The 12,467-nt window shown below is 68.3% G+C and carries 7 protein-coding genes; all 7 read left to right on the forward strand.

From position 1 onward, the window contains the following. The first annotated feature begins 208 nt into the window (after nucleotides 1-208). Entirely contained in the window at nucleotides 209-2,194 is a 1,986-nt protein-coding gene (locus IAE58_RS18330) for a FimV/HubP family polar landmark protein (protein WP_199934541.1), read from the forward strand. Nucleotides 2,195-2,215: 21 nt separating this feature from the next. After that, nucleotides 2,216-2,575 (forward strand): VOC family protein, encoded by a 360-nt coding sequence (locus tag IAE58_RS18335; protein ID WP_199934545.1) that lies wholly within the window; start codon nucleotides 2,216-2,218, stop codon nucleotides 2,573-2,575. A gap of 32 nt (nucleotides 2,576-2,607) precedes the next feature. Continuing rightward, nucleotides 2,608-3,378: a tRNA pseudouridine(38-40) synthase TruA gene (gene truA / locus IAE58_RS18340; protein WP_108750242.1), complete on the forward strand. Its 771-nt coding sequence runs from the start codon at nucleotides 2,608-2,610 to the stop codon at nucleotides 3,376-3,378. Next, nucleotides 3,375-4,031, forward strand: a complete 657-nt coding sequence (locus IAE58_RS18345; RefSeq protein ID WP_108750241.1) for a phosphoribosylanthranilate isomerase — start codon at nucleotides 3,375-3,377, stop codon at nucleotides 4,029-4,031. The genes truA and IAE58_RS18345 overlap by 4 nt, the downstream gene beginning before the upstream one ends. Nucleotides 4,032-4,216: 185 nt before the next feature. Continuing rightward, the gene (locus tag IAE58_RS18350) at nucleotides 4,217-4,891 is read left to right on the forward strand and encodes an OB-fold-containig protein (protein ID WP_199934542.1); all 675 of its coding nucleotides are present in this window, start codon (nucleotides 4,217-4,219) and stop codon (nucleotides 4,889-4,891) included. After that, entirely contained in the window at nucleotides 4,888-6,906 is a 2,019-nt protein-coding gene (locus IAE58_RS18355) for a hypothetical protein (RefSeq protein ID WP_199934543.1), read from the forward strand. The genes IAE58_RS18350 and IAE58_RS18355 overlap by 4 nt, the downstream gene beginning before the upstream one ends. Before the next feature lie 85 nt (nucleotides 6,907-6,991). Further along, nucleotides 6,992-12,376 carry a DNA repair ATPase gene (locus tag IAE58_RS18360; RefSeq protein ID WP_199934544.1) on the forward strand — a complete coding sequence of 1,795 codons (5,385 nt, stop codon included), beginning with the start codon at nucleotides 6,992-6,994 and terminating at the stop codon, nucleotides 12,374-12,376. Nucleotides 12,377-12,467: the final 91 nt, after the last annotated feature.

Consider the following 12,467-nt stretch of genomic DNA (forward strand, 5'->3'; position numbering starts at 1 on the left):
GCCCCCCCCCCCCCCCCCCCCCCCCCCCCCCCCCCCCCCCCCCCCCCCCACTCTACGGGGCATCGCCGCCACCCGATGGGCGCGTATCGTCCCACCCGGTCGGTGCGGCCCGCCCCAACCGGTGGGTGCGGTCCGCACAAATCGGTGGGTGCGGTCCGCACAAATCGGTGGGTGCGGACCTTGGTCCGCACGCTTTATAGTGTCGCCCATGAACAAACGGGCCAAGGGCGCACGCCGCCCGCTCACCTATCTTTCCGCAGCACTGCTGGTCCTGGCCAGCAGTTCGGCCATGGCCCTGGGTCTGGGCGACATCCGCGTGCTGTCGCGCCCCGGCCAGCCCTTGCTGGCCGAGATCCCCGTCGTTTCGGCCGATCCCTCCGAACTGGAAAACCTGCGGGTGGCGCTGGCCTCGCCGGTCACCTTCGAACGCGTGGGCCTGCAACGGCCGACCGGGCTGGTGAGTGAACTGCAGTTCGAACTGACCACCAATGCGCAGGGCAGGGCAGTGGTGCGGGTGACCTCGCAGACCCCGGTCGAGACCCCGTCGCTGAGTTTCCTGATCGAAGCCGACTGGGGCCAGGGGCGCCTGGTGCGCGAATACTCGGCCCTGGTGGATGCGCCGGCCAGTGCCCTGGCCGTGGCCGAACCGGAAATCGTGGCGCCGGCCGGCATGTTGCCGGACACCATCGTCCGCGACGCCCCGGCACCCACGCCGCCTGCCGCTGCGCCGTCTGCGCCGTCGACACCCGCCAAGGCGCCCACGCGTGCAACTGCGACGGCGGCACCGCGCGCCGCAGCGCCGGCCGCCAGTGGCAGTGTGACCGTGCAGCACGGCCAGACCCTTTCGCAGATTGCCGACGCGGTCGCGCGTGGCAACCAAGTCAGCCGTGACCGGGCGATGATCGCCCTGCTGCGCGCCAACCCCGAAGCCTTCATCCGCGGCAACGCCAACCTGCTCAAGCAGGGTGCGGTGCTGCGGGTGCCGGACCAGGCCGCGCTGGCTGCCGTCGATGCGGCCGAAGCGGCGGCCATGCTGCGCGAACACGCTGCGCAGTGGCGGCAGGCACGCACCGTGCCGCAGCCGGCCGGCGCGCCTGCGGCGCTCGCCACCACGGCATCGGCTGCACCGGCCCCCGCCACCGGGGCGCGTCTTGAGATTGCTCCAGCGCTGGCGGCCGACGCCGCCCACGCGGGCACAACCACCGGCACCGCTGCCGGCAGCGAGGGTGACATGCTGGGCAATGAACAACTGCGACAGGCCAAGGAAGATATCGCCACCCGCGATGCCGAGATCGGCGAGTTGAAGCAGCGCGTGGCCGAACTGGAAAAACTGAAGGACCAGCAGCAGTCGCTGATCGCCCTGAAGGACAACGACCTGGCCGCTGCGCAGCAACGCCTGGAACAGCCGGCGGGCGCAACCAGTGCAGGCACCCCGTGGTATTGGCTGGGGCTGCCGTTGCTGCTGCTCATTGCCGGTGCGGCCTGGCTGATGCGCCGGCGCAAGCCTTCGCCCCTGCCGCCGCTGCGCGATGAGAGCGATGTGGCCGCCTTGGCTGCAGCGGTACCGGCCGGTGCGGCGCTGGACACCCTGGCCGAACAGTCGGCGTGGGCGTCCCCGGCGGCTGGTGACGTTCGCCAGGAGCCGGCGATGCCGGAATGGGCGATCGCCGCCGACACCAACCAGAACGCGCAGGACACCGCCGCCGCGCGGGCCGACGTGTCCGACACGTCCGCGCCGCTTGAGGAACCCGAAGACGCGCTGCCGGCCGCCGTGGCCACGCCGCCGCAATGGGATGCGCCGGAGCCGGAACCGGAACCGGAAGTGCAAGACGAGGCCGCGCCGGTCGATGCGGCCCCTGCGGAGACCCCGGCCGTGGACGTACCCGACTACGCCCTGCACGCCGAACAGCAGCCGCAGTTCCGCGGCGTGTTCGACCTGCCTGCCGAGCTGCACGAAGACCCTGTCGCCGCAGAGACCGACGCCGCTGACGCCGCAGAGGAAGTGCCGGTTGCCGCGCAGCCCGATGCACACGACTGGACACCGCGCCCCGGCCAGGAGCGGCTGGAACTGGCCATCGCCTATCTGGACCTGGGCGACGCGCAGACCGCACGTACCCTGTTGCAGGAAGTGGCCGAGCAGGGCGATGTGCACTGCCAGGCGCAGGCACGCGAACTGCTGGCACGCTTGGATTGATTCCCCATGACGGACACTGCCATGACCCGCGAACGCCGCATCGACTACGTTGAATTCGCCTCCAGCGATCCCGCCGCCAGCCGTGCGTTCTTCGAAACCGTGTTCGGCTGGTCGTTCGTCGATTACGGCAGTGATTACACCGCGTTCGATGATGGCCGCCTGCAGGGTGGCTTCTTCCGCGCAACGCCGCAGCAGGCCAGCACCGGCGCGCCGCTGCTGGTGCTCTACGCCGACCAGCTGCTGCCGGTACAGAGCGCGGTCCAGCAGGCCGGTGGCCGCATCGTGCGCGAGGTGTTCTCGTTCCCGGGTGGCAGCCGCTTCCAGTTCATCGAACCGGGTGGCAACGAACTGGCGGTCTGGTCCGAGCGCGATCCGGACTGACCGCACCCCCCAAGGCAAGATCGAGGTAGCACATGCGTTACGCGCTTGGCGTCGAATATGACGGCAGCGATTTCAGGGGCTGGCAGAACCTGGGCGAAGGCGGTCCCAGTGTGCAGGCCAGCCTGGAACAGGCCCTGTCTTCCGTTGCCGATGCGCCGCTGCAGGTGGTCTGTGCCGGGCGTACCGACGCCGGCGTACACGGCCAGTGCCAGGTCGTCCATTTCGATACCGATGTCGTGCGTGACCCGCGCGCGTGGATGCTGGGCACCACCACCCGTCTGCCGCGGTCCATTGCGGTGCGCTGGTGCGTACCGGTGGCCGACGATTTCCACGCCCGCTTTTCAGCGCGGGCACGGCGTTACCGCTACCGCCTGCTGAACCGCGAGGTGCGCCCTGCGCTGGACCGGCAGACCCTGAGCTGGGAGCGGCGCGCACTGGATGCTGGCCTGATGCACCAGGCCGGCCAGGCCCTGCTGGGCGAGAACGACTTCAGCGCCTTCCGTTCGGTGCAGTGCCAGGCCCTGCATGCGCGGCGCGAGCTGCAGTCGCTGCAGGTCAGCCGCCAGGGCGAGGTGATCGAGGTGGCGGTGCAGGGCAATGCATTCCTTCATCACATGGTTCGCAATATCGTCGGTTCGCTGATCCTCGTCGGCAGCGGCGAAAAACCAGTGGAATGGATCGCCGAACTGCTGGCCGGACGCGACCGCACCGTGGCCGGGCCCACCGCTCCCCCGCAGGGACTGGTGTTCCTGGGGCCACTGTACCCCGACAACTGGCACCTGCCCGCCGAGGTCACTCTATGAGCCGCTCGTACTACCGCACCCGCATCAAGTTCTGTGGCATGACCCGCGCCGGCGACGTGCGCCTGGCCGGTGAACTGGGCGTCGATGCGGTGGGGTTCATCTTCGCCCGTGAAAGCAGCCGCCGCGTGGCCCCGGCCGAAGCCCGGGCGATGCGCCAGGCGATCGCGCCGATGGTCGATGTGGTGGCCTTGTTCCGCAACAACAGCAAGGAAGAGGTGCGCGAGGTGCTGCGCACTGTGCGACCGACCCTGCTGCAGTTCCACGGCGAGGAAGACGAAAGCTTCTGCCGCAGCTTCAACATGCCCTATCTGAAGGCCATTGCCATGGGCGGTCGTGAGGAGGTCAACGCACGCACGCTGCAACTGCGCTACCCCAGCGCGGCCGGCTTCCTGTTCGACAGCCATGCGCCCGGTGGCGGCGGCGGCACCGGCGTGGCCTTCGACTGGGCGCGCATCCCCACCGGCCTGCACCGTCCGTTCCTGCTGGCCGGCGGCCTGACCCCGGACAACGTGAAGGAAGCCGTGCTGGCCACCCTGCCGTGGGGGGTGGACGTATCCAGCGGCATCGAAGTCGAGCCGGGCATCAAGGACGGCTACAAGATGCGTACCTTCGTGGAAGAAGTCCGCAGCGCCGACTGCACCGTGCTGGATTGACCGCCACGGGGCGGGGGCGGCCGCAATGGCCGCCGCCCCGCGTCTTCACATTTGTCCCTGCACGTCCTCTTCACATAGGATAAAAGGGAACGCTGCGGCCATGAGGGCCGCAGCGGGGATCGACGGGGCCGCCACCGGCGGTGTCCGAACGCGCGTATCGCGCCCACAGCCCTGGAAGGCAAGCGATGCAGGAGTTCCTGACCGTAGTGTTCGGTTACCCGACCCTGCCGTACAGCGTGGTGCTGTCGGTGGCACTGGTGTATTGGGGGCTTGCCGCCTTTGGCCTGGTCGATGACGGGTTTGGCGATCTCGGCGCCGATGGCGCGCTCGACGGTGGCACCGATCTGCACGGTCTGTCAGCCCTGCTGCAGCGCTTCGGCCTGGGCGGGGTGCCGGTCATGGTGGTGGTCACCCTGCTGGCCCTGTTCGGCTGGGTACTGACCTATTTCGTCCACCTCTATCTGCTGCTGCCGCTGCCGGACCTGCTGCGCTGGTCCATCGGCACCGGCGTCGCCCTGCTGGCACCGCTGCCGGCCGTGCCACTCACCGCCCTGCTGCTGCGCCCCATCCGCCGCTTCCTGCTGCGCCTGCGCCCGGTGCCACAGGCCTCGCTGCTGGGCCGCGTCGGCGTGGTGGCCTCGCCCAGGGTGGACGCACGCAACGGCCACGCCACCGTCGATGACGGCGGTGCCGGGCTGGTCCTGCAGGTGCGCAGCGACATCGAACTGCAGCGTGGCGAGCGCATCGTGCTGGTCGAGCACGTGGCCGAACAGCATTACTACCGGGTGGTCCGCGCCGATGCGGTCGCCCTCGATTTCCAGGACAACCTGCTTCCGGGCAACAAGGAGAATCACCCATGAGTTTCGCTGGCGCGGCCCCCTTCCTGATCATTCTGGTCACAGTCCTGGTGGGCCTGCTGGGCCTGGCGGGCCTGTTCAAGGCGTTCTACCGCAAGGTTGACCAGGGCGTGGCCCTGATCGTCAACGACATGAGCTCCACGCCCAAGGTGCACTTCACCGGCGCGCTCATCATTCCGGTGCTGTACCGCGCCGAGCTGATGCGCATCAGCCTGATCACCCTGCAGATCGACCGCCGGGGCAAGGAAGGCCTGATCTGCCGCGACAACATGCGCGCCGACATCGCCGTGGCCTTCTACCTGCGGGTGAACGAGACCCAGGCCGACGTGCTGCGGGTGGCCAAGGCCATCGGCGCCGACCGTGCCTCGGACAAACACGCGGTGGACGAACTGTTCAACGCCAAGTTCTCCGAAGCGCTGAAGACGGTCGGCAAGAAGTTCGACTTCACCGAACTGTTCGAAAAGCGCCAGGAATTCCGCGACGAGATCATCGCGGTGATCGGCAACGATCTGAACGGCTATGTGCTGGAAGACGTGGCCATCGACTACCTGGAGCAGACCCCGAAGGCGCTGCTGGACCAGTTCAACATCCTCGACGCGCAGGGCATCCGCAAGATCACCGAGCTGACCGCCGCGCAGAACGTGGTGACCAACGAGCTGGAGCAGAACGAGAAGCTGGCCATCACCAAGAAGAACGTGGAAGCGCGCGAAGCACTGCTGGCCCTGGAACGCCAGCAGGCCGAGGCCGAGGCGCGGCAGAAGCGCGAGATCGAAACCATCCGCGCCCGCGAGGAAGCCGAGACGGCCAAGGTGCAGGAAGAGCAGCGCCAGCTGTCCGAGAACGCGCGTATCGAAGCGCAGCAGCTGATCGAGATCCGCGACCAGAACCGCCTGCGCGAAGTGGAAGTGGCCGAGCAGAACCGCCAGCGCGCGGTGGCCATCGAAGCCGAGCGCGTGGAGCGCGCCCGCCAGCTGGAGCAGGTCACCACCGACCGCGAAGTGCAGCTGCAGGGCGTGGAGCGTGACAAGGTGGTCGAGCAGGGCAAGATGGACGTGGCCAACATCACCCGCGAACGCATCTCCATCGACAAGACCGTGGCCCAGGAAGAAGAACGCATCAAGGAAGTGCGCGAAGTCTCCGAAGCCGACCGCCAGAAGCAGGTGCTGATCCTGGAAGCCGAAGCCAAGGCGCAGGAAGCGCTGGTGCGCGAAGTGAAGGAAGCGCAGGCGCGCGAAACCGCCTCCAAGCACCGTGCGGTGGAACTGACCACCCTGGCCCAGGCCGAGCACGAAGCGGCCGGCAAGCAGGCCGAGGCCAAGCGCCTGCTGGCCGATGCGTTCCGTGCCGAACAGGCCGCGCCGGGCCTGGCCGAAGCACAGGTGCGTGAAGCCTCGGCGCTGGCCATCGAGAAGGTCGGCATTGCCGAGGCCCGCGTGATCGAAGCCAAGGCCGATGCCACCCTGAAGCAGGGCAGCAACGAGGCACGTGTGCTGGCCGAGACGCTGCAGGCGCAGGCGCAGGGCGAAGAGAAGATGGGCCTGGCCCGTGCCACCGCCACCGAATCGCTGGGCAATGCCGAAGCCGGCGTGGTGCAGAAGAAGCTGCTGGCCGAGGCCGAAGGCCTGGTGCGCAAGTTCGAAGCCATCGCCTCGCTCAGCGACCAGGCGCGTGGCCACGAAGAGTTCCGCATGATGCTGGACAACAGCCTGAAGCAGGCGCTGGCGTCGATCGAGGCAGGCAAGGAAGTCTCGCGCGAGAACGCCAATGTCATCGCCAGCGCCCTGCGCAACGCAGACATCGATCTGGTCGGCGGCGACGGCGGCATGTTCGAGAACCTGGTCAAGGCCGTTTCGCTGGGCAAGTCGATCGAAGGCTTCGCCGGCAAGAGCCCGATCGTGCAGGAGCTGATGCAGCGCTACCTGGGCGTGGCCATGGCCGAACCGGCAGCGCGGCAGATCGCCGAGGACGCCGACGCGGTGCCGACCGTGTCGGCCAGCGTGGTCGACAGCGCCCGTTGATGCACCGCGCGGTGGCCGTCATGGCCACCGCACGTCCACGACGGCCGCCGCAGCGGCCGTCCATCCGTGAGCGGGAAGCCTGCTGATGTCCGAAACGAATTCAACCGCCGACAGCGCCACCGCGGCGGCGGCCGACACCGTCGACCAGGCCGTGGCCCAGGGCGGTGCATACGAAGTGCTGCGCCGCCGCTTGGTCGAACAGGGCCAGCGCCTGCAGGCCTTGGCCGACACCCTGAACCGGCAGCGCCTGGCCGAGTTCGGCGACAGTCGCCTGGAGGTGGTCGGTCGCTTCCGCATCCGCAGCGAGAACAACTGCGTCGGCCGCGACATCGTGCAGGTCGGCCCCGATCGCCTGCTGTTCGGCTACAACGTGTTCATCGGGCTGAAGACCCAGACCCGCATCGAGGATGTGTTCGGCCTGTACCGCCTGGTGCAGGGCCCCGATGGCTACGACGTGGCTGCGCTGGAGCTGAAGGGCAGCTTCCTCGACCAGCCCGGCTTCGTGCACGATTTCAACGAGCTGTATGCCTACTACAAGCACGCGCGCCTGCTGCAGCTGATCGTGGTGGGCGACAAGCTGCTGGCCTCGTTCCAGATCGGCGAACGCAGCAGCGATGTGCGCGTGTTCCGCTGGGCGCTGTCGCGCGATGGCGAACTGACCTACCTGGATGCGCGCGGCGAGCGTGACATCGCCCTGCCGCCGCCGTTCGATTTCGAATGGACCAAGGCCACCCGCGACCTGGCGGTGAACGGCCGCCATTCGCACCTGAACATCCTCGACACCCTGTTCGTGGAAACCACCGGTGGCGATCTGACCATCAAGGTGGAAAACAACACCGAGACCGGGCAGGGCATCTACAGCGAGCCGGTGGAAGACAGCACCCAGTCGCTGGACGATGCGCAGTTCGAATTCGCCCGGGTCGGCTCGCTGCTGCTGCTGAAGGTGCTGCCGTACCGCGAAACCATCTGGCGCGGCCTGATCTACAACACGCTCACCGGCGCCATCGTGCGCAACGATGCCATCGTGCAGGCCTGCGTGCAGCTGCCCGAAGACCACGGCGTGATCTTCCCCGGCGGTTACTACCTGCAGGGCGGCGAGCACAAGGCCTTCGATGCCTCGATGGCCGGCATGCAGTTCAAGCGCAGCATCCGTTCGCCCAACGGCGAGGACGTGCTGTACATCTTCTACGAGCGCGAAGGCGGCCGCTCGGCCCTGTTCGTGTACAACACCATCCAGCGCGTGCTGCAGAACCCGGTGTTCGGCCACGGCTACGCGTTCATGCAGGATGGGCGCATGGTACTGTTCAACGCCGAAGGCACCGAACCCACCCGCATCCATCCAATGCAGGTCTGGCAGACGCCCTTCAGCAGTGACGAATTCGCTGCCAGCCGGCCGCCGGGCAACACCTTCATGGGCCGCATCGGCAACGCCGAACTGGTGCGTGGCATCTCCAACCTGTTCAACCTGGCCCGCGAGATCGACGGCCAGGATGTGTCGGTGCAGCGCTACCAGCGCCTGGTGGCCGATACCCGCCGCCTGTTCGACGCCCACCACTGGCTGGGTGACGAGGCCTGCGACGGCGCCGAGGCCCTGCTGCGGCAGATCAGTGCCACCGGCGAATCGGTGCTGGACGAATACGAGAAAGTACAGTCGATCCGCCAGCAGTCGGCGCAGGCCATGGCCGAGGCGGAAGCCGCCTACAAGGCGCTGCTGGGCCGCCTGCAGCCGGAGAACTGGAACGAGGTGCAGGCCTTCGTCGAGGCGCTGAACGCGATCACCGCGCTGCGCGGCCGCCTGCTGACCCTGCGTGAATTGCGCTACATCGATACCGACCGCATCGAAGCGATGGGCGTCGAACTGGTGCAGGCCCACGAGCGGGTGGGTGCGGCCACCGGCAGCTTCCTGGCCGGCGATGCGGCCCTGGCGCCGCTGGCCGCACGCCTGCAGGGGCTGGATGAAGCGGCCCAGCAGGCCGCCAGTGCGCGCCAGCTGGACGAGCAGCTGCAGGGGCTGCGTGACATGGCCGCCGACCTGGACATGCTGTCGCAGCTGATGGCGGGCCTGAAGGTGGACGACGCCACCGCACGCACGCGCGTGGTGGAAGCCATTTCCACCCTGTATGGCCGCTTGAACCAGGCCCGCGCGCGTGCCGAACAGCGCAGGAAGACCCTGGGCAGCGCCGAATCGGTGGCGCAGTTTGCCGCGCAGTTCGCCCTGTTCTCGCAGTCGATCACCAGCGCGCTGGCCATGGCCAGCGATCCGGAGAAGGCCGATGACCAGCTGTCGCGCCTGCTGGTGCAGCTGGAAGAACTGGAAAGCCAGTTCGGCGAGCACGAGCAGTTCCTCGGCGACATCCTGAGCAAGCGCGAAGAGCTGGTGGAAGCCTTCGACACGCACAAGCAGGCGCTGCTGGATGACCGCCAGCGCAAGGCGCGCTCGGTGCTCGATGCGGCCAACCGCATCCTCGACGGCCTTGCCAAGCGCACCGAGCGCTTCGCCAGTGCCGACGAACTGAATGCCTTCTTCGCCGGCGACCCGCTGATCCTCAAGCTGCGCGAATTGGCCGAGCGCCTGCGTGCGCTGCGCGACAACGTGAAGGCCGACGATATCGAGGCGCGCCTGAAGGGCGTGCGCGATCAGGCCGTGCGCCAGTTGCGTGACCGCAGCGATCTGTACGAAGCCGGCGGCAACGTGGTGCGGCTGGGGCCGCGCCATCGCTTCAGCGTGAACACCCAGGCATTGGACCTGACCCTGCTGCCGCGCGGCGACACCCTGGCCATCCATCTCACCGGCACCGACTTCCTGGAAACCCTGCACGACCCGGAACTGGACGCACTGAAGCCGTTCTGGCCGGTCACCCTGGATTCGGAATCCGACGCGATCTACCGCGGCGAATACCTGGCCGGCTGCCTGCTGCGCGCCGCCGAAGAAGGGCGCGACGGCCTGGATCTGCCGCAGCTGCTGCACGATGCTGCGGAACCGGATGCGCTGGACCAGCGTGTGCGCGCGTTCGCCGCACCGCGCTACCGCGAAGGCTATGAACGCGGCATCCACGACCACGACGCCGCACTGATCCTGCGTGCGCTGTTGCCGTTGCAGCAGGCCGCCGGGCCGTTGCGGCATGCGCCGCGCGTGCGCGCGCTGGCCTTGTTGTTCTGGGCTGCGCAGCAGCGCGAGGATGCCGTCGCGCAGTGGCCCAGCCGCCAGGCCGGCGCCGACACCATTGCCCGTCTGTTCGGTTCGGACGAAGGGCGGCTGGCGCTGCGCGCGGAAATGGCGCAGGCCCTGCATGACCACGCACAGGCACACGGCCTTGCGTTCGACGCCGACATGGCCGCTGATGCCGCGGCCTACCTGGCCGATGAGCTGCACAATGGCGAGCCGGTGTTCAGCATCAGCCGCCACGCCCAGGCCCTGCTGGACGCGCTGTCCCAACAGTTGCAGCAGGCCGGCCAGCGCGATGCGTTCGAGCGCGCGCTGCAGCGCAGCCAGGACCCGCTGGCCACGCGCTGGGCATTGGCCGGGCAGTGGCTGCGTGCCTTGGCCGGGCTGCCGGCGCACGCCGCCCATGCTGGTTACGTCGACGAGGCCGCGGCACTGCTACTGGTGCAGCGTCAACTGCGCACGCGGGCCAGTGAGGCCATCCTGCGCGCCGAAGTGAAGGGGCTGCTGGGCGAGCATCCGCGCATCCACGGCGGCACCCTGGTGCTGACCCTGGACGATTTCCAGTCGCGCCTGCAGCACCACCTGCAGCGCTTCGTGCCGTCATTCCACGCCTACCAGAGCGTGCGCCAGGGCATCATCACCCGCGAACGCGACACTCTGCGCCTGTCTGAGTTCAAGCCGCGGCCGCTGTCCTCGTTCGTGCGCAACAAGCTCATCAACGACGTCTATCTGGGCGTGATCGGCGATAACCTGGCCAAGCAGATGGGCACGGTGGGCGAGAACAAGCGCAGCGACCTGATGGGCCTGCTGATGATGATTTCGCCCCCCGGCTATGGCAAGACCACGTTGATGGAATACGTGGCGCACCGCCTGGGCCTGGTCTTCATGAAGATCAACGGGCCGGCGCTGGGCCATGAGGTGCGCTCGCTGGATCCGCAGCAGGCGCCCGATGCCACCTCGCGGCAGGAGCTGGAAAAGCTGAACCTGGCGCTGGAAATGGGCAACAACACTATGCTGTATGTCGATGACATCCAGCACACCCATCCCGAGTTCCTGCAGAAGTTCATTTCACTGTGCGATGGCACGCGCCGCATCGAAGGCGTGTGGCGTGGCAGGACGCGCACCTATGACATGCGCGGCAAGAAGTTCTGCGTGGTGATGGCCGGCAACCCGTACACCGAGTCCGGCGAAGTGTTCAAGATTCCGGACATGCTGGCCAACCGCGCCGACATCTACAACCTGGGCGATGTGCTGGGCGGCATGGAAGCGGCGTTCACCCTCAGCTACATCGAGAACAGCCTGACCTCCAACCCGGTGCTGGCGCCGCTGGCCACCCGCGACATGGCCGATCTGTACCTGCTGGTTGATCGGGCGATGGGCAAGGACGTATCCACCAACGGTCTCAGCCATGCCTACAGCGGGGCCGAGGTGAACGAGATCACCGCCACCCTGCAGCGCATGCTGCGGGTGCGCGACGTGGTCTACCGGGTCAACCAGCAGTACATCGCCAGTGCCGCGCAGGATGACCGCTACCGCACCGAGCCGCCTTTCCGGCTGCAGGGCAGCTACCGCAACATGAACAAACTGGCCGAGAAGATTTCGCCGGTGATGAACGAGGACGAGCTGCAGCAGCTGGTTTCCGACCATTACCTGGGCGAGGCGCAGCTGCTGACCACCGGTGCCGAAGAGAACCTGTTGAAGCTGGCCGAACTGCGTGGCGTGCTGGATGACGCGCAGGCGCAGCGCTGGGCGCAGATCAAGCGCGATTTCCTGCGCAACAAAGCCATGGGCGGCGACGAAGGGGATGTGGGTGGGCGGGTGGTGGCGCAGTTGGCCGACATCGCCAGCGCGCTGCAGCTGCCGCCGCCAGCGCCCGCGCAGGCCCCGGCGGCGCCCGCCGATCCGGCACCGTGGCCAGCATTGCTGGAGGCGCTGCACCGCCTGGCCGAGGCGCGCCCCGCGCCTGCGGTAACCAACGCGCCAACGGCCGCGCCGGCCGTGGTGCAGGCCGCATCGCTGGCCGAAGACCTGCAGGCCGGCCTGGCGCCGCTGCTGCAGGTGCTCGTGTCCTCGCAGGAACAGCAGGTGCAGCTGTCGCAGACCCTGGCGGCCTTTGCTGGCTGGGCGCGGCAGCAGGTGCAGGCCGAACCGGTGGCCGACCTGCGCCGGCGTCCGCGCGTACGCCGCGCGTCCACGCCGGAAGAACGCGCGCTGGACGAAGCCCTGATGCGCCACTTCTATGGTGAATCGCTGCCACCGGAAAGCGGTGCCGACGAAACGCCGCGGCCACCGCCGCTGCCGTGAGCCAGCCCCTGCCCACGCCGCAGTTGCGGGGGGGGGGGGGGGCGGGCCCCCCCGGCGCCGCGGGGGGGGGGGGGGGGCCGGGGGGGGGCGC

This window comes from Stenotrophomonas sp. S49 (assembly GCF_016624905.1).
In the GTDB taxonomy this organism is placed as follows: domain Bacteria; phylum Pseudomonadota; class Gammaproteobacteria; order Xanthomonadales; family Xanthomonadaceae; genus Stenotrophomonas.

Excerpts from the sequence above, each read along its gene's own strand:
- IAE58_RS18360 (WP_199934544.1), top strand. The coding sequence starts at position 6,992 with ATGTCCGAAACGAATTCAACCGCCGACAGCGCCACCGCGGCGGCGGCC.
- IAE58_RS18355 (WP_199934543.1), top strand. The coding sequence starts at position 4,888 with ATGAGTTTCGCTGGCGCGGCCCCCTTCCTGATCATTCTGGTCACAGTC.
- IAE58_RS18345 (WP_108750241.1), top strand. The coding sequence starts at position 3,375 with ATGAGCCGCTCGTACTACCGCACCCGCATCAAGTTCTGTGGCATGACC.
- IAE58_RS18350 (WP_199934542.1), top strand. The coding sequence starts at position 4,217 with ATGCAGGAGTTCCTGACCGTAGTGTTCGGTTACCCGACCCTGCCGTAC.
- truA (WP_108750242.1), top strand. The coding sequence starts at position 2,608 with ATGCGTTACGCGCTTGGCGTCGAATATGACGGCAGCGATTTCAGGGGC.
- IAE58_RS18330 (WP_199934541.1), top strand. The coding sequence starts at position 209 with ATGAACAAACGGGCCAAGGGCGCACGCCGCCCGCTCACCTATCTTTCC.
- IAE58_RS18335 (WP_199934545.1), top strand. The coding sequence starts at position 2,216 with ATGACCCGCGAACGCCGCATCGACTACGTTGAATTCGCCTCCAGCGAT.